Annotated in this window: 12 protein-coding genes; 7 read left to right on the forward strand and 5 right to left on the reverse strand. The window is 47.3% G+C overall.

The window, feature by feature from the left end; all coding sequences use genetic code 11:
- Positions 1-24: 24 nt before the first annotated feature.
- Complete coding sequence (gene ntdR / locus CW370_RS01020) at positions 25-1014, forward strand: NTD biosynthesis operon transcriptional regulator NtdR (protein WP_086343669.1); 990 nt, start codon at positions 25-27, stop codon at positions 1012-1014.
- Between the two features lie 213 nt (positions 1015-1227).
- On the opposite strand, the gene CW370_RS01025 is transcribed toward ntdR, so the two are convergent.
- Both CW370_RS01025 and CW370_RS01030 read right to left on the reverse strand, forming a co-directional pair.
- Complete coding sequence (locus tag CW370_RS01025; protein WP_015383286.1) at positions 1228-2382, reverse strand: AbrB family transcriptional regulator; 1155 nt, start codon at positions 2380-2382, stop codon at positions 1228-1230.
- 106 nt (positions 2383-2488) lie between these two features.
- A complete protein-coding gene (locus tag CW370_RS01030; protein WP_029945987.1) occupies positions 2489-3694 on the reverse strand; it encodes an MDR family MFS transporter in 1206 nt (401 codons plus the stop codon).
- A gap of 113 nt (positions 3695-3807) precedes the next feature.
- Here CW370_RS01030 and CW370_RS01035 point away from each other — a divergent pair, with 113 nt between their 5' ends.
- Positions 3808-5535, forward strand: a complete 1728-nt coding sequence (locus CW370_RS01035; RefSeq protein ID WP_101169445.1) for an SgrR family transcriptional regulator — start codon at positions 3808-3810, stop codon at positions 5533-5535.
- A 29-nt stretch (positions 5536-5564) separates the two neighbouring features.
- Here CW370_RS01035 and CW370_RS01040 read toward each other — a convergent pair whose 3' ends face one another.
- Together CW370_RS01040 and CW370_RS01045 are read right to left on the reverse strand one after the other, a co-directional pair.
- Positions 5565-5891, reverse strand: a complete 327-nt coding sequence (locus CW370_RS01040; RefSeq protein ID WP_101169446.1) for a four-helix bundle copper-binding protein — start codon at positions 5889-5891, stop codon at positions 5565-5567.
- A 117-nt stretch (positions 5892-6008) separates the two neighbouring features.
- Positions 6009-6446 carry a ferritin family protein gene (locus CW370_RS01045; RefSeq protein WP_024573324.1) on the reverse strand — a complete coding sequence of 146 codons (438 nt, stop codon included), beginning with the start codon at positions 6444-6446 and terminating at the stop codon, positions 6009-6011.
- Between the two features lie 183 nt (positions 6447-6629).
- Between CW370_RS01045 and addB the strand changes: the two genes are divergently transcribed.
- From addB to hlpB, 5 genes are all read left to right on the forward strand, one after another.
- Positions 6630-10130, forward strand: coding sequence for a helicase-exonuclease AddAB subunit AddB (gene addB, locus CW370_RS01050; protein ID WP_029945986.1), 3501 nt, complete (start codon positions 6630-6632; stop codon positions 10128-10130).
- Positions 10117-13815 (forward strand): helicase-exonuclease AddAB subunit AddA, encoded by a 3699-nt coding sequence (gene addA / locus CW370_RS01055; RefSeq protein ID WP_029945985.1) that lies wholly within the window; start codon positions 10117-10119, stop codon positions 13813-13815. The genes addB and addA overlap by 14 nt, the downstream gene beginning before the upstream one ends.
- 71 nt (positions 13816-13886) lie before the next feature.
- Positions 13887-15062, forward strand: coding sequence for an exonuclease subunit SbcD (sbcD, locus tag CW370_RS01060; RefSeq protein WP_029945984.1), 1176 nt, complete (start codon positions 13887-13889; stop codon positions 15060-15062).
- Positions 15059-18451: an exonuclease subunit SbcC gene (gene sbcC / locus CW370_RS01065; RefSeq protein ID WP_024573540.1), complete on the forward strand. Its 3393-nt coding sequence runs from the start codon at positions 15059-15061 to the stop codon at positions 18449-18451. The genes sbcD and sbcC overlap by 4 nt, the downstream gene beginning before the upstream one ends.
- Positions 18452-18464: 13 nt before the next feature.
- Positions 18465-18767 carry an HNH nuclease-like protein HlpB gene (gene hlpB, locus CW370_RS01070; protein WP_024573539.1) on the forward strand — a complete coding sequence of 101 codons (303 nt, stop codon included), beginning with the start codon at positions 18465-18467 and terminating at the stop codon, positions 18765-18767.
- A 36-nt stretch (positions 18768-18803) separates the two neighbouring features.
- On the opposite strand, the gene CW370_RS01075 is transcribed toward hlpB, so the two are convergent.
- Positions 18804-19022, reverse strand: a complete 219-nt coding sequence (locus tag CW370_RS01075) for a spore germination protein (protein WP_003233096.1) — start codon at positions 19020-19022, stop codon at positions 18804-18806.
- Positions 19023-19030 lie beyond the last annotated feature (8 nt).

Raw genomic sequence — 19030 nt, forward strand, 5'->3', positions numbered from 1 at the left:
CAACTTTTTTAAGGAAGGGAAAATATGCCTACAATTGATGAAATAGCAAAATTATGCAATGTGTCTAAAACCACAGTGTCAAGAGTATTGAATAATCATCCTTATGTGTCGAAAGAAAAAAGAGATATGATCTTAAAGGCTATTAACGAACTTGACTACACTCCCAATTATTTAGCTCGGAATTTTAGGAGAAATAAGACACAAACGATAGCTTTATCGGTTCCGAGTATCGACCATCCATTTTTTGCTCAATTAATAAAAGGGGTCTCTCATGAAGCACTGTTTAAGAATTACAAGGTAATTGTATTTCAGACCTTTTATGACAAACAGACAGAGCTAGAATTATTAGAGTTATTGAAACATAAAGAAGTGGATGGTATTATTCTTGGAACTTTAGAAAATGAATGGGATCAGATATCCCCTTTCTTAAAGTATGGTCCTATCTTATTATGTAATGAATATCATCACTCAGCGGACATCACGATAATTGGGTATGATGAATTTGAAGCTACATACATGGGGGTAGTACATTTAATTGAAAGAGGGCATAAAAAAATTGGGTTTTGTTTTGATACTCCATATAGCGAAGCTCAATGTCAGAGGAAAGAGGGTTATTTGAAAGCTTTACAAGATTACAATTTACATCATAGAAGCGAATGGATATTCGGCGAAATGTTTAATATCGAGGATGGCTTTCGTGTTTTTCATAAGATAAAGGATCTAAAGGACAGACCCTCAGCAATATTTACAGGAAATGATCAAGTCGCCGCAGGGATTATTAAACAGGCAATGAAAAATGGCTTTAAAGTTCCAGAAGACTTAGCTGTAATTGGTTTTGACAACCAATTGATTTGCCAAGTCGTTACTCCGACCATAACAACAATTGATATTCCCGTAATAGAATTAGGCCAACAGGCTGTGTTGAAAATCATCGAGTCCATTTCGGGTAATGCCTCTTTAAACAGAAGAATTATTAAACTGCCAACAAAGCTTATTATAAGAGAATCAACGTAACGATAGATTTCCCTTTATCATTTTATATCTTTATATAAGAAAAAGAGGTTATTCATTTTAACCTCTTTTTCAATAGTAAGTCGTCAATTATTTCTTTCATTTCACCCTCTGGCAGCACTCACTTCAAATCTGATCCATTAACAACGAAATATCCACTTATATTTCCCCATCTCGATGGTTTGCGAATTAAAAGTTCTTGAACCCTTTTTTCAACTAGGCATTACTGCCGCTGATCGAGCTCTTTTTGTCTTTTTTTTCACCATGAAGATGGTGAAGCAGGCGATAAAACGGCGGCAGCAGGGCAATAACCAGAATGACGCGAATGACCTGAACCGCAACGACAAAGGTGGAATCAGCATGTAAGGTAACAGACGTCGTCGCCATCTCTGCAATCCCGCCGGGCGCAAATGCCAGAACAGAAGTGATGAGCGAAATTCCTGTCAGCTCGGAAACGATCACGGCGCTCAAAAACATTGCTGCGATTAAACCGACGGACGAGACAAACCCGACGATGATAATACGGGTGACGCCGGCAAACATGCTTTTATACATCTTAGAGCCGATCGTTGCCCCGAGAAATACTTGTGATACATGGTTAGCTTGTGACGGCCACCATGCCGTCATGTCGTGCCCTGTCACCGCAGCTCCGCCAACATGTACAATTGCTACACCGAGCATGCTGCCGAGCAGCCATGGAGCTGGAAATTTTAAAAATTTCGCAGCTTTGCAAGCTCCCCAGGCAGCGAGAATAAGAATGACGGTCCACAAAACGGGAGCGAGCCTAAAATCTGTCGTTGCAGAAGAAATCGTCTCTGCTGCGGCACTTGCGGTACGATCTTGTTTTGTATAGATCAGAATGACTAAAAACGGAATGGAAAGCACCACGAGCAGCACACGCATCATTTGAACGAGGCTGACTATAGCGGTATTGGCGCCTACTTCCTGTGCGATGCTCGGCATGGCGGAAAGCCCGCCGGGAGCGGTGCCGACAAAGCTAGTCATCATATCCGTTTTGCTGAAACGCCAAAGCACATATCCTGACAGCATGGCCAGCAGGATAGACAATATCAGCATAACGCCGACTGAAAACCAATGGTCTTTGAGAACAGAGAGAACGGATAAATTCAGCTTTTGGCCCAATTCGATGCCGAGGATCATCTGCCCGAGGGCGAGCCATCGTCGGTTAATTCCTTTTTGGTCTGGTGCCATCATCAGCCATGCCGGCCGTATCATGGCGAGGCAGCAGGCGACAATCAGTGTTCCGATCATCCATCCAATTGATATTCCGGTTAATGAAAGAATAAACCCCCCGGCTGCACTGATTGCGATAAACCATAGATCTTTAAGGAGATTTTCGTCTTTCTTCAATGTAAAACCCTTCTTCCTTTTTCACGTAACACTCCAATTGTTCACGTAGTGAATGTATTTATTACTATAGTATATTTTTGTTGATAAAGAAATTATGAATTATTTTCTATAAGCGATTCACTTTTCTTATGACCTTGTGTTCGAGCTTCTCTATTGTGTAAGTTAGAGATAAACCCGCTGTCAGCAGACATACAGCAAGAGCGTAAAAAATCACTTCTCCGCCAAATGATGTCAGGATCAGCCCGCCTGCCAGCGGTCCGATTGAGCGGGATATATCCCAATGCAGACCATAGACAGCATAAAACCGGCCCAGCAAATGAGGCGGCGCCAATTTCGATATGAAGGTCTGGATGTGGGTTAGCCCGATGCTTTCGCCAACCGTCATCACCGCTGCCGTCACTAAAAGCATTGTCAGGGAGGTTGAGCATGCAAAACCGGCAGCCGCAAGGGTGTAGCAAATATAAGTAATGAAGAGGATCGTTTTCATTGAAAGCTTTTCGGTCCCTTTGACAAGAGGTACTTGGAGAACACAGCTGAATAAAGCTTTTGCTGCTGAATAGATGGTCAGCATGGACAGATAATCAGAAAACATGTTTTTGCTGAACAGTCTGTATGTTGTTTCTGTTTGTGCATATAACATGCTGATGGGGAGAGAGAGCAGCAAAAGAAGCAGGACAGGCCTGTATATCGTAAAGCTCGCGGACATTTTCGGGGTAACAGCTGGGTGTAGCGGCTTTGTCTCAGGCAGTTTCAGTGCAGCGATCAGAAAGTAGATAAACAATGCTGCAGCATCTAATGCGAATATCCACACGGGGTTATAATTGTACAGAAGCAGCCCCACTAGCGGTCCTGCCGTCAGACCCGCCGAATAGATCGCATTGATGACCGCAAACACTTCCGAACGTCTGCTTTCCGGCGTGCTTTCAGCGATTTGGGCGCGGGAAGCAGGAATGTACAACGACCTTCCGATGCCATTCATGACATAGAGAATAGCGAAAACATACGCATGCTCAGCAAATACAAACCCTGTCATTGCCGCTGATTGAAGAAGCAATGCGGTCAAAATCGCTGTGCGCCGCCCAAGCCGGTCCGTCACCCGTCCTGCAGCGAGCGTCAGGAAAATATCAGCAAATGGCTGAAGGCTGATGATCAGCATTGGCATCATGATACTGCCGTTTAATTGTTCATGCAGATACAGCACCATAAAAGGTCCCATCATTGCACCTGTCAGGCTTGTCAGCAATTCGCCGAAAAAGCGGAGCCGAACGGGAGCGGTATATCTCGATTTTATAGAGTGAAAACTGGTCAACATGTGATCGCCGCCTTTCGCTGTTTGATATAGTAGTAGTGTATAGAAGGGGCGGCGGCCCAAAAAGTGAAGAAAAGAAGAGATAAAAGTTCCCCTTTTGTCGGGAGGTGCGGGGATTGAAGCTAATAGAGCACTACGTGGCGCTTGTAAAAACAGGCTGCGCCGAGTATGGGCAAATGAACGAAATGACGCTCACTGAGATTGCTAACTGTTTATTTTGTACAGAAAGAAATGCAAAGCTCATTTTACATAAGCTGGAGAACAGCAATTGGATTATCCGGGAAAGCGGGGCGGGGCGCGGCCGTAAATCTAAAATCGCGTTTCTTCGGAGGCCTGAGGAATTGCTTCTTCAAACTGCCAAGGAATATACCATGTCAGGAAAGCTTAAAAAGGCAAAGGAGCTGCTTCAGCAGTATCAGTCCGCATTTCCGGGGCTTCAAAACGAATATAACATGTGGCTTTCAGAGGTGTTCGGATTTGTGACGGAGACGGGCGAGAATGGGACGAAGGATGTTCTGCGGCTGTTCATCGCGCCTGAATCTGTCAGCAGTTTGGATCCATGCCAAATATTTTTGCGGTCTGAGGGCCATTTCGTCAAACAGATATTTGATACACTCTTGACGTTTGATTCGGATATACAGGAGCCGAAGCCTCATTTGGTTCATGGATGGGAAGAGGTCGGAAAAAAACAATGGAGATTTTTTCTTCGAAAAGGTGTGTCATTTCATAATGGACAGCCGCTGACATCGCGGGACGTTGCGTTTACGTTTCAGCGCTTTTTGGAACTGGGTGACAACCCGTATAAATGGCTTCTGCACGGAGTGAAACAAGTCTTAGAAAAGGGCCCTTATTGTGTGGAGCTCATACTCGATAAGCCGAATGCGCTTTTGCCGTATGCTCTTTGTGATGAACGGCTGTCCATACTTCCGGCAGAACAGGGCGGCGGGAAAAATGGAACAGGGCCTTTTCAGGTGAATCAGCAACACAGCGGGATGCTTGTGCTTGAAGCCAATGAGCGCTACTTCAAGGGACGCCCCTATTTGGATCGCGTTGAGTTTGTGTTTTCTGAGCAAGCCGGAGAGATGAACGGTTTTACCATTCAAGAAAAACAAACAAGTCCTGAGCAGCAAACTGTCTTTGATGAGCGGCATGTTCAGTATTTGTCGCTTAATCTGAAAAAGAAGGGGCCTCTTCAGCACCGAAGCTTTAGAAAAGCGCTCCGGCTGCTGATTTCCTCTGAACGGCTCGTTCGTGAAGCGGGAGGGCACCGAAGAATCCCGGTTACGTCCTTTTTGCATCCGAGTCCTTTTGAGTGGGAGGGCGTTTCGCCATCTGAATTGTTGAAGAAAAGCGGATACGAGGGCGAAACAATCGTGCTTTATACCTTTTCGGAAACGGATCATCGTGAGGACGCCGAATGGATTCAAAATATTTGCGCCCAGCACGGTATCGGGCTTACACTTCAATTCTGTGATTCTGCTGATCTGCGACGGCCGGAAATCGTGCAGATGGCGGATATCATTCATGACAGTGCGACGTTTTATCAAGACAGCGAGTTTGGTTTTCTGCATTTGCTGCTGTCGGAGAACAGTTTCTTGTATCAGCATCTATCTGAAAAGCTGACACAGATATGCTCAGGAATGACAGAGCAGATGTTTTCCATGCCTGACCGCTGTTCGAGAATCGACATCCTGCGTGACATTGACCGGCAGATAATACAGGAGCTGAATGCGATTCCGCTGTATCAAAATGTGCTCCAGGTGACATCAAGTAAAAATGTAAAAGGCCTGGTGCTTGATGAAGAGGGATGGATTGATTTGTACTCCGTATGGCTGTCCAAATAAAAAGAGGGTTCTTTTTTGAACCCTCTTTTTTACGCTGCCATGCTGCGGCATTGTTCAGCACAGGTGAAGCAGGCTTTCGCACATGCTTGGCAATGATCATGATCGTGCTTTCCGCATTCAGTGCCGCATGCTTCACAAATATCGGCGCAAAGTGCACAAATTTCTTTCATAAACGGGCTGTCCGTTTGCATGGCTTTGACCGCCAGCGCGCAAATATCCGCGCATTCCCTGTCAAGCCGGATGCATCCGCTGAGATGATGCTGCATGCTTTCTTCCAAGCATTTAGTAAAACAATGATTGCAAGCCTTCATACAATCGCTGCAAGCCTCAATACAAGCTTCAGAATATTGCTCCATGGTTGATTCCCCCTGTATGACAGTTTATGGTTTTATGTTTCCCGGCTGCATTTGAAAAAAACAGGGGAGTGTGTTTTTAGCTGAGGTGATATGTACATATACCCTGAACGGGTATATCTAACGTTCCATCAGATAGTATAGAAACCAGACAGCGTGATTTTGTTCATCACGTGCTGCGCGTGTAAAGACGCCTTTCGCTTTTAGGTTTGACGTTTCCTCGGCCGCACGCAAGTAAAAGTCGACGGTTTCTTGTTCATCTTTAAAAGCGGCGTCCAGTCCTCTTGTGAAATTGTCCGGGCGTTCTTCCGTTTGTTTCGGCATGATGTGTTTGCCGGTAATTGATCCATACAGTGTGGAAAATTCACGGAGGTGGCGAATCTCGTCACGCCTGATTTCTTCAACCTGTTTTCTGATTTCATCGCTGTGGGCGAGTTCGGCAAGCTTGCGGTAGCATTGAATTGCACTGAATTCTCCGTTGATGGCCTTCTGCAAATTCCGAATCAAAACAGGATCTTCCCGGTATGGCACCGGATAGGGATAGTAGCTGTAATGCAAGGGGATTCAACTCCATTCTTAGGAATTGGGCTTCTGTAAAAGCATATGTTGGGCAGGGAGAGATGTGCGGAGATAATCAGCTTTTTATATGTGAAAAGGCCGTTTTTACCAATAGATCAGATTGGTCATTTTCGTCAACATTCGATAAAATATATAGAGATAAAAAGAGAGGGGTCTTCTAATTTGGGAGCAGAGTTTTTAGTAGGCAGGTCCGGGAGTGGAAAAACGAAGCTGATCATCGACAGCATTCAGGATGAATTGCGCCGGGCTCCATTCGGGAAGCCGATCATTTTTCTAGTCCCGGATCAAATGACGTTTTTAATGGAATACGAGCTTGCTAAAACGCCAGATATGGGCGGGATGATACGCGCTCAAGTGTTCAGTTTTTCACGATTGGCCTGGCGCGTCCTTCAGCATACGGGAGGAATGAGCAGGCCGTTTCTGACGAGCACCGGCGTACAAATGCTCCTGCGGAAGCTCATTGAGGAGCATAAACAGGAGTTCAAAGTCTATCAAAAAGCGAGTGACAAAAGCGGGTTTACCGCACAGGTTGAGCGGATGCTGACAGAGTTTAAGCGCTATTGTCTGGAACCGGAGGATATCCGCCGGATGGCGGAAAGCGGAACGGCTTCCGAGTATCGCGGAGAACGTGTTTTATCTGAAAAGCTCCATGACTTATCAATTCTGTATCAGCAAATGGAAAAAAGCCTCGCAGACCAATATCTTCACTCTGAGGATTATTTGACATTGCTGGCAGAGCATATCCCGCTTGCGGAAGATATAACAGGCGCCCATATCTATGTGGATGGCTTTTATCAGTTTACACCGCAGGAATTCAGGGTGTTGGAGCAGCTTATGGTTCATGCGGAGCATATCACGTTTTCGCTCACAGCGGACAAGCCGTCATATGAGCGGGAGCCGCATGAACTGGAATTGTTCAGAATGACGGGGAAAACCTATTACCGCCTGCATCAGAAGGCGAAGGAACTGAATTTGGACATTACGTATAAAGAGCTGAGCCGGACTGAGCGGCATACAAAGACGCCGGAATTGGCGCATCTAGAGGCACAGTATGAAGCGCGTCCGGCCATTCCATACGCAGAAAAACAAGAAGCCCTTACTGTGATGCAGGCCGCAAACAGACGAGCTGAGCTGGAAGGCATTGCCCGGGAAATTCACGCCCTAGTCAGAGAGAAGGGATATCGCTATAAGGATGTAGCAATTCTTGCGCGCCAGCCGGAAGACTACAAGGATATGGTGAAGGAAGTTTTCGCAGATTACGAGATTCCTTATTTCATTGACGGAAAAGCATCTATGCTGAACCACCCGTTAATCGAATTTATCCGGTCAAGCCTTGATGTTCTGAAAGGGAATTGGCGTTATGAAGCGGTGTTTCGCTGCGTGAAAACCGAACTGCTATTCCCGCTCAATGAACCGAAGGCCAAAGTGAGAGAACAGGTCGATCAGCTCGAAAATTACTGTATCGCCTATGGTATTAAAGGCGACCGCTGGACAAAGGGCGATCGTTTCCAATACAGGCGTTTTGTGTCATTGGATGATGATTTTGCACAGACTGATCAGGAAATCGAAATGGAAAACATGTTGAATGACACCCGCGATTGGATTGTTCCGCCGCTTTTTCAGCTTCAAAAACGCATGAAAAAAGCGAAGACGGTTCAAGAGAAGGCAGAGGCGCTCTATCGTTATTTAGAAGAGACGGATGTGCCGCTGAAGCTGGATCAGGAAAGGCAGCGTGCTGAGGATGACGGCAGAATCATTGAAGCGCAGCAGCATCAGCAGGCGTGGGACGCAGTCATTCAGCTGCTTGAGGAGTTTGTTGAAATGATGGGAGATGATGAGATTTCTCTTGATTTGTTTCAGCAAATGATAGAAGCCGGCGCGGAGTCGCTTACATTTTCTCTAATTCCGCCTGCGCTTGACCAGGTGTTTGTCGGCAATATGGATTTGTCCAGAATGTATGGCACCTCCTGCACCTTTGTGCTCGGGGCAAACGACGGCGTTCTGCCGGCACGCCCTGATGAAAACGGGGTCCTGTCGGATGACGACCGGGAATGGCTGAAAACGATTGGGATTGAGCTATCCTCAGGCGGACGAGAGCGTTTGCTTGATGAGCACTTCCTCATCTACATGGCGTTTTCAAGTCCGTCTGACCGGCTTTACGTATCGTATCCGATTGCTGATGCGGAAGGAAAAACGCTTTTGCCGTCGATGATCGTTAAGCGGCTGGAAGAACTGTTTCCGCATCATAAGGAGCGCCTGTTAACAAATGAACCTGAACAGGTCAGCGATGAGGAACAGCTGATGTATGTTGTGAATAAAAGCGTGGCACAGTCCTTTACCGCGAGCCAGCTCAGGTTATGGACTCGGGAATACGACATCAGCGACGTCTGGTGGAGCACGTACAATGTGCTGATGAGTGAGCCGGACAGGCTGCAATCGAAAAAGCTGTTCTCAAGCCTGTTTTTCCGGAATGAAGTGAAGCAGCTTGAACGCAGCGTGTCGAGACAGCTCTATGGTGAACGCATTCAGGGCAGTGTCTCAAGAATGGAAACCTTTAACGCGTGTCCGTTTTCCCATTTTGCGTCACACGGGCTGCATCTGAAGGAACGGCAATTCTTCAAGCTTGAAGCACCGGATATCGGCCAGCTGTTTCATTCCAGCTTAAAGCTGATTTCAGACAGGCTGCGTGAGCAAAAGCTGGATTGGCGCGATTTAACGAAAGAGCAATGCGAGCTGTTTTCCTATGATGCGGTAGAGCGGCTGGCACCGAAACTGCAAAAGGAAATTCTGCTCAGCTCAAACCGGCATTATTATGTGAAGGAAAAACTGCAAAAAATTGTGACACGTGTATCCGGCATTTTAAGCGAGCATGCGAAAGCGAGCGGATTCGTACCGATCGGGCTTGAACTGGGCTTTGGAGGAAAAGGGCCGCTTCCGCCGCTGACCTTTCAACTGAAAAACGGCTGTACGATGGAACTCGTCGGGCGAATTGACCGTGTTGATAAGGCTGAAAGCTCAAAAGGCCTGCTCCTCAGGATTGTCGATTATAAATCAAGCGACAAAGGCCTTGACTTAGCGGAAGTATATTACGGATTGGCACTGCAAATGCTGACGTACCTTGATTTATCGATTACACATTCAGCTGACTGGCTCGGGATGAGGGCGACGCCTGCCGGAGTGCTGTATTTCCATATTCATGACCCGATGATTCAATCTAATCTCCCGCTTGGGCTTGACGAGATTGAACAGGAGATCTTTAAGAAATTTAAAATGAAGGGCTTGCTCCTCGGTGATCAGGAAGTGGTTCGTCTCATGGATACAACCCTTCAAGAGGGACGTTCAAATATCATAAACGCCGGCTTGAAAAAAGACGGATCTCTTAGATCAGACTCGGCCGCAGTCGGTGAAAAGGAATTTGATCTTTTGACAAAGCATGTGCGCCGCACCTTCCAGGAAGCGGGCGAACAAATCACCGACGGACGCGTATCCATTGAGCCTTACAAAATGAAGAACAAGACGCCGTGCACATACTGTGCGTTCAAATCAGTATGCCAATTTGATGAATCACTGGAAGAAAACGAGTATCGCCCATTAAAGGCTGAAAAGGACAAGACGATACTTGAGTGGATAAAAAAGGAGGCGGATGGCAATGAACATTCCTAAACCGGCAGACAGCACATGGACAGATGACCAATGGAATGCCATTGTTTCAACCGGCCAGGATATTCTTGTGGCAGCGGCTGCGGGCTCTGGTAAAACCGCTGTGCTCGTTGAACGAATGATTCGGAAAATCACCGCGGAGGAAAACCCAATAGATGTAGACCGTCTTCTCGTTGTGACATTTACAAACGCCTCAGCGGCAGAGATGAAGCACCGAATCGCAGAAGCCTTGGAAAAAGAGCTTGTACAGCGCCCCGGCTCGCTGCATATCAGACGCCAGCTTTCTCTTTTGAACCGGGCCAGCATTTCGACGCTCCATTCCTTTTGCCTGCAAGTGCTGAAGAAATATTACTACTTGATCGATCTTGACCCGGGCTTTCGGATAGCTGATCAGACGGAAGGTGAGCTACTGGGGGATGAAGTGCTTGACGAGCTGTTTGAAGACGAATACGCAAAGGGCGAAAAGGCGTTTTTTGAGCTTGTTGATCGCTATACGACAGACCGGCATGATCTGGATCTGCAATTTCTCGTTAAACAGGTGTACGAGTATTCCCGATCCCATCCCAACCCGGAGGCGTGGCTGGAAAGTTTTGTTCATTTGTATGATGTATCAGAAAAGAGCGCCATCGAGGAGCTGCCGTTTTATCAATATGTCAAAGAAGATATTGCAATGGTGCTTAACGGGGCGAAGGAAAAGCTCTTGCGCGCGCTTGAGCTGACGAAAGCGCCGGGCGGCCCGGCGCCGCGTGCTGACAATTTTCTTGATGATCTTGCGCAGATTGATGAACTGATTCAGCATCAGGATGATTTCATTGAACTATATAAGCGGGTGCCCGCCGTCTCTTTTAAGCGTGCCAAAGCAGTAAAAGGGGATGAGTTCGATCCAGCGCTCCTTGATGAGGCGACAGATTTGAGAAACGGCGCAAAAAAACTGCTTGAAAAGCTCAAAACCGACTACTTCACGCGAAGTCCTGAACAGCACTTGAAAAGCCTAGCCGAGATGAAGCCTGTCATTGAAACGCTCGTACAGCTTGTCATCAGCTATGGAAAACGATTCGAAGCTGCGAAACAGGAAAAATCAATCATCGATTTTTCTGATTTGGAGCATTACTGTTTAGCGATTTTGACAGCTGAGAATGACAAAGGTGAACGTGAGCCGAGCGAGGCTGCAAGGTTTTATCAGGAACAGTTTCATGAGGTGCTCGTTGACGAATATCAGGATACCAACCTCGTGCAGGAATCGATTCTGCAGCTCGTCACAAGCGGGCCGGAGGAGACTGGCAACCTGTTTATGGTAGGAGATGTCAAACAGTCGATTTATCGATTCAGGCTTGCGGAGCCGCTTCTTTTCCTCTCTAAATACAAACGGTTTACAGAGAGCGGAGAAGGCACGGGGCGGAAAATCGATTTAAATAAAAATTTCCGAAGCCGGGCTGATATTTTAGACAGCACAAACTTTTTATTTAAACAGCTGATGGGCGGCAAAATCGGTGAGGTCGATTATGACGAGCAGGCCGAGCTGAAGCTTGGTGCAGCGTATCCGGACAATGACGAGACGGAAACAGAGCTGCTGCTGATCGACAACGCAGAAGATACGGATGCAAGCGAGGAAGCAGAAGAGCTTGAAACGGTGCAGTTTGAGGCAAAAGCCATCGCTAAGGAAATTCGCAAGCTGATTTCATCGCCATTTAAGGTGTATGACGGAAAAAAGAAAACACATCGCAATATTCAATACCGAGATATCGTGATTTTGCTCCGTTCGATGCCGTGGGCTCCGCAAATCATGGAGGAGCTGAGAGCACAGGGCATACCGGTTTACGCCAATTTAACGTCAGGCTATTTTGAAGCGGTCGAAGTCGCCGTCGCGCTTTCTGTGCTGAAGGTGATTGATAATCCGTATCAGGATATACCGCTTGCCTCTGTGCTGCGCTCACCGATTGTCGGAGCGGATGAAAACGAGCTGTCTTTGATCCGGCTTGAAAATAAAAAAGCGCCGTACTATGAGGCGATGAAAGACTACCTGGCTGCTGGTGACCGGAATGATGAGCTTTATCAAAAGCTAAATACGTTTTACGGACATCTGCAAAAATGGCGCGCGTTTTCGAAAAACCACTCAGTATCTGAGCTGATTTGGGAAGTGTACCGCGACACCAAATATATGGATTATGTCGGCGGGATGCCGGGCGGAAAACAGCGCCAGGCCAATTTGCGTGTTCTTTATGACAGGGCGCGTCAATATGAATCAACGGCATTTCGCGGCTTGTTTCGTTTCCTGCGGTTTATCGAACGCATGCAGGAACGGGGCGATGATCTTGGTACGGCGAGAGCGCTCAGCGAGCAGGAGGATGTTGTCCGCTTAATGACGATCCACAGCAGCAAAGGGCTCGAATTTCCAGTCGTGTTTGCAGCAGGTCTCGGCCGGAATTTCAACATGATGGATTTGAACAAATCGTACCTGCTGGATAAGGAGCTCGGATTTGGCACGAAGTATATTCATCCGCAATTACGCATCAGCTATCCGACACTTCCGCTCATTGCGATGAAGAAAAAAATGCGCAGGGAGCTGCTGTCAGAGGAATTGCGTGTTCTCTATGTTGCATTAACGAGAGCGAAGGAAAAGCTGTTTCTGATTGGCTCATGTAAGGATCATCAGAAACAGCTTGCAAAATGGCAGGCATCCGCGTCCCAAACTGATTGGCTTCTGCCAGAATTTGACCGCTATCAGGCGAAAACGTATCTAGATTTCATCGGGCCGGCTCTTGCCAGGCACAGAGACTTGGAGGATTTGGCTGGTGTGCCAGCACACGCTGACATCTCAGATCACCCGGCTCGTTTTGCCGTTCAAATGATCCATTCCTATGATTTGCTTGATGATGATCTGGAAGAAAGAATGGAAGAAAAAAGCGAGCGCCTAGAAGCGATCCGCCGAGGTGAACCAGTTCCCGGCTCGTTTGCGTTTGATGAAAAAGCCCGCGAGCAGCTGAGCTGGACATACCCGCATCACGAGGTGACGCAAATTCGGACAAAGCAATCGGTTTCTGAGATCAAAAGAAAAAGAGAGTACGAGGATGAATACAGCGGCAGGGCCCCTGTAAAACCGGCTGATGGAAGCATTCTGTACAGACGTCCCGCTTTTATGATGAAAAAAGGCCTGACAGCGGCAGAGAAAGGGACTGCTATGCATACGGTTATGCAGCATATCCAACTGTCACATGTGCCGTCGATAGAAGAAGCTGAGCAGACGGTTCACAGGCTTTATGAAAAAGAGCTTCTCACTGAAGAACAAAAAGACGCTATTGATATAGAAGAAATTGTGCAATTTTTCCATACGGAAATCGGCGGACAGCTGATCGGCGCAAAGTGGAAGGACCGGGAAATACCATTCAGCTTAGCGCTTCCGGCCAAGGAGATCTATCCTGATGTACAGGAGGCAGATGAGCCGCTTTTAGTGCAGGGTATCATTGACTGTCTCTATGAAACTGAGGACGGATTATATCTATTGGATTATAAGTCGGACCGGATTGAGGGCAAATTCCAGCATGGATTTGAAGGAGCGGCCCCGATCTTGAAGAAACGATATGAAACGCAAATTCAGCTGTATACGAAGGCAGTGGAGCAAATTGCAAAAACAAAGGTAAAGGGATGTGCGCTTTATTTCTTTGACGGAGGGCACATTCTGACATTATAGCGAGATCCATAAGCTCCGGAATTTCAGGCGGAGCGGGTCTCGTTTTCTATATAAAAGAGAGGTGAAAGCATTTGCGGATTTTACATACGGCTGACTGGCATCTTGGAAAAACGCTTGAAGGAAGAAGCAGGCTGAGTGAACAGGCCGATGTGCTGGATGAAATGAATACGATTGTAAAGGATGAGCAGATCGATGCCATTGTAATGGCGGGGGATGCATTTGACACCGTAAACCCGCCGGCTTTAGCCGAGCAGCTGTTTTATGAAAGCCTGTCTGCGCTTAGCGACAGAGGAAAGCGCCCGATCGTAGTCATTGCCGGAAACCACGATAATCCTGACCGTTTGTCAGCCGCTTCACCGCTGACACATGAAAACGGCATTCATTTAATCGGTTATCCGACAACAGAGCCGATTCATATTGAAGTGCCTTCAGCAGGAGAGCTTTTGGCGGTTGGAGCGCTGGCGTACCCATCTGAAGCAAGGTTAAATGAAGTGCTATCCGATACGTTTGATGAAAAGCTGCTCCGTGATCACTATGATGTGAAAATCAGGCAGGCGTTTGAGCATATGACAAGCCGGTTCCGGAACGATGCAGTGAAGATTGCCGCAAGCCATATTTATGTGGCAGGCGGAAACCAAACCGATTCAGAGCGGCCGATTGAAGTCGGCGGTGCATACACGGTGGCTGCTGAAAGCCTGCCGGCAGATGCCGCTTACGTTGCGCTCGGCCATTTGCATCGCCCGCAAACGATCAAGCGGGCGCGGACGCTTGCGCGTTATTCAGGATCTCCGCTCGCCTACAGCTTTTCTGAAGCGGGCTACGCAAAATCAGTGACGATTGTGGACGCAAAGCTTGGGGAAGAGGCCACTTGGCAAGAGGTGTTATTATCAAGCGGCAAGCCCCTTGTGAAGTGGAAAGCGGCAAATGGATTAAGTGAGGTGTACAGCTGGCTGGATGAAGGCAGAGATCAGAATGCTTGGATTGACCTGGAAATCCGTGTCACAGACCAGCTGTCACTTGAAGAGATTCACAGGCTGCGGAAGGCGCACCCAGGCTTTATCCATATCAGGCCGGTTTTTGAAGAACAGAACAAAGACCGGGAACGGATCGAGGTTAAGCATGTATCCATCGAAGACCGATTTAAGAAATTTTATGAAAAACAAACTGGCGGCGCGGTGCCGGATGAAGAAATGGTGAAGCTGTTTTTAGAGCTTGCATCAGGCGTTGAAGAGGAGGATGCGAAATGAAGCCGATCACCTTAAGCATTAAGGGGCTCCACAGCTTTAGAGAGGAGCAGACGATAGATTTTGAAGGCCTATCCGGTGCCGGTGTTTTCGGCATTTTCGGGCCGACAGGAAGCGGTAAATCCTCTATACTCGACGCAATGACGCTTGCTTTATACGGAAAGGTGGAACGGGCGGCGAATAATACGCACGGTATCTTAAATCACGCCGAAGATACGCTGTCTGTTTCCTTTACCTTTGCGCTTCAGTCGAATCATCAAATCTCATACAAAGTCGAGCGTGTGTTTAAGAGAACGGATGAAATGAAGGTGAAAACGGCACTTTGCCGCTTCATCGAAATCAAGGACGAGCATACGGTGCTGGCTGATAAAGCCAGCGAAGTGAATAAAAGAGTGGAGGAGCTCTTGGGTCTGACGATCGACGATTTTACGAGAGCGGTGGTGCTGCCCCAAGGGAAATTTGCTGAATTTCTGTCTTTAAAAGGGGCAGAGCGCAGGCATATGCTTCAGCGTTTATTTAATTTGGAGCAATATGGAGACAGGCTTGTGAAAAAGCTGAGACGGCAGGCGCAGGAAGCCAATGCGAGAAAAAATGAAATGCTTGCTGAACAGTCCGGTCTCGGTGAGGCGAGCTCAGAGGCAGTGGAGCAGGCTGAAAAGGCTCTCGAACAAGCTGAAGCCCGGCTGGAAGCGATGAGGAAGAACCGTGATCAGGCGAAGGAGCGGTTTACAGAGCATCAGGAGATATGGAATGTCCAAAAGGAAAAATCCGCTTATGAAGAAGAGGAAAAACGTCTCGCAGAAGAACAGCCGCATATAGACAGCATGCAAAAACGCCTGCTGGAAGCAGAAACAGCAGCAGCCCTTAAGCCCTATGCGGACCGGTACGCAGAAGCGATCCAGCATGAGGAGCAAGCTGAAAAGGAACAAACGCTAGCCCAAAAGGATTTAGCAGACCGGACAGCTTTCTTTCAGCAAAAACATGAAGAGTATGAAGCGTGGCGCCAGCATAAAAGCGAGAAAGAGCCTGAGCTTTTATCCAAACAGGAACAGCTTTCACGCTTGCAGGAAATCGAAATCAAACTGAGTGAGGCCAAGCAAGAGGAAGAGCGCAAAAAGGCTGACCTCCGGCAGAAAGAAGAGGCTCTTCAATCTGTCATGAATGAATTAGAGACCGTAACAGATCGCCTGACACGAGGGCAAAACAGACAGACAGAATTGAAGCAGCAGCTCAAATCCCTGCAGGTGACATCCGATGAGCGAAAAAGCTGCCAGCAGGCCGCAGAAATGGCATTGCGCATCAGACAAACCGAGGAGCAAATCAAAAAAGAGAAAAAACGAAGTGACGAATTGAACCTCGTGCTTCAGAAGATGAATGAAGAGAAGAATACACTCGTTCAAAAGACGGAAGCGGAAGAAAACAACATCATTCAGGCATATGAGGCAGTACAAACTGTGTACCATTTGGTGTGCGAAACGGAACGCTCATTAACACGTATGACGGAAGAGACTAGAAAGAGCCAACACACGCTTCACTTACAGCGTGAAAAAGCAAGGGTGGCACTGCTGACAAAAGAGTTAGCCCAAAAGCTGACTGCCGGTAAGCCTTGCCCGGTATGCGGTTCAACCGATCATGATCCATCTGCCTCAGTACATGAAACATATGAAGCCGACAGCCATCTTGAAGAGGACATTAAACAGACAGATGTATTATTGACGGAAGCTGCAGCTCTCAGCCAGGAGATTCTTTCAGCCAAAATTACGCTTGAAGAACAGTCCGCGCGCTTTATTGAACAGTGTCCGTTTTTGCAGACAATTCAAGCGCAGAACCTTGAAGCGGCAGCTTCCTTCGAACATCAGCCGGTGTATGAAGCATTTGAAACTGCCAAATTTGAATGGAAACGAATCAAGCAGGACATTCTTTCTGTTAAGACACGAATGGCACAAATGATCGGCGCCTATCAGGAGTCTTTAAAAAAGGCCGAGCAGCTTAATGAAAAAATCGGTTTTGAAAAAAGAGAAGCTGACCGTATTGAAAGCATCATCACCGAGCTTCAATCCTCAATGGACAGCAGTCTGAACATGTTTAAAGAAGCATTTCAGAATCAATCTGTGGACGAAGCAGAAAAATGGCAGCAAGCCATTGAAGAAAAGGACCGGGCTGCAGAAGAATGTGAAAAACGAATTGAGAAGAGTATCGCGTTTCTTGCTGAGCATGAAGCACAAAAGGAAAAACTGCGGGAATCGGGACACCGGCTTGAGCGGGAAAAGCTGGAGCTTCATTATGCGGCTGAACGCATAAAGAGCGTGATAGCTGATTATGAGCACGAACTCGGAGATTATGCAAAAGGAGATTCGATTCAAATCAAACTCCGCTCTGTCCAGCAGGATCTAAAGCTGTTAAAGGAAAAAGAACAATCTTTATATGAAGAACTGCAAAGCGCCCAAATGAAGCTCAACCAGGCGAAAAGCCGCGCTTCTGCAAGCGAGCTCACTCTTCAAGAGGCGAAGGGCAGATTGGAAAAAGCAAAAGCTGCTTGGCTTGAGCATACAAAAAACACCTCCTTTACCCGGACTGAGGAGGTTGAGCAAAGTTCCATCCCAGCTGATGAACTTGAAAAGATGAAAACCGGCATAGACCAGTTTATGGATAAACTGAAGCAAAATGCTGCAAACTTAAAACGAGTAGCAGAGATACTTGCCGGCAGAGCATTAACAGAGAGCGAATGGAACGAAACCGTTGCAGCATTACAAGAAGCTGAGGACGCATTTGGCGCTGCTATTGAGGAAAAAGGCGCGGCAGCAAAAGCACTGGCTGTCATTCGCGACCATCATAAACGGTTTAATGAAATTGAAGCTGAACTGAAAAAATGGCAGACGCATATCGACAGGCTGGACAAGCTGCAAGCTGTGTTTAAAGGCAATACCTTCGTCGAATTTTTAGCTGAGGAGCAGCTTGAAAGCGTTGCGAGGGACGCCTCAGCAAGACTCAGTATGCTGACAAGACAGCGCTATGCCATCGAAGTAGATTCAGAAGGCGGCTTTGTGATGCGGGATGACGCGAATGGAGGCGTAAGACGCCCGGTTTCCAGTTTGTCTGGAGGAGAGACCTTCCTCACCTCGCTTTCACTTGCTCTTGCGCTGTCTGCGCAGATCCAGCTTCGCGGGGAATACCCGCTTCAGTTCTTTTTCTTAGATGAAGGCTTCGGCACACTGGATCAAGACCTGCTTGATACGGTTGTAACAGCCTTGGAAAAACTTCAGTCAGACAATCTGGCTGTCGGTGTCATCAGCCATGTGCAGGAACTGCGTGCACGGCTTCCGAAAAAGCTGATCGTCCATCCGGCTGAACCGAGCGGCCGCGGTACGCGGGTATCACTTGAGTTGATGTAAGGGAGGAGCGGATATGGCAAAGCAGACTGCCGGAATATGTGAGCTGTGCGGCCGGAGCGATGTCCAGCTGACAGAGCATCATCTCACACCGAAAGAGGAAGGCGGAGCGTTTTTGCCGACAGCGATGCTCTGTATTCCTTGCCATAAACAGATTCATACCTTATATACCAATCAAGAGCTCGCCGTACGTTTAAACGGAATGGCTGAACTCAGAAGCGATCCAGAGCTTGCCCGGTTTGTCAAATGGATCAGAAAACAGCCGCCTGAGAAGCTGATCAAAACAAAGAAATCAAATGAACGAAAAAAGAAAAAATGACTAAAAAGCAGCCCTCTCTTTGCAGAGCGGCTGCTTTTATCCGTTTCCAACCATATCCTGATCGTTGACATCGGGGTCTATATAATTTGTCGCGTTGACTGCGTTATTTAATAGAAGGAAATCTCCCGTGTTTCCTGCTCCCGAACCGAGCGCAGATTTTGAAGAGCTTTTCGGAGAAAGGTAAAAGGAATCACCAAAGTTTACGACTCCGCCCGATATGGAATTGATAGCTATAGGTCCGACAATTGCTGGCATAAACGACA

The sequence above is a fragment of the Bacillus sp. SN32 genome (genome assembly GCF_002837495.1).
GTDB lineage: Bacteria > Bacillota > Bacilli > Bacillales > Bacillaceae > Bacillus > Bacillus subtilis.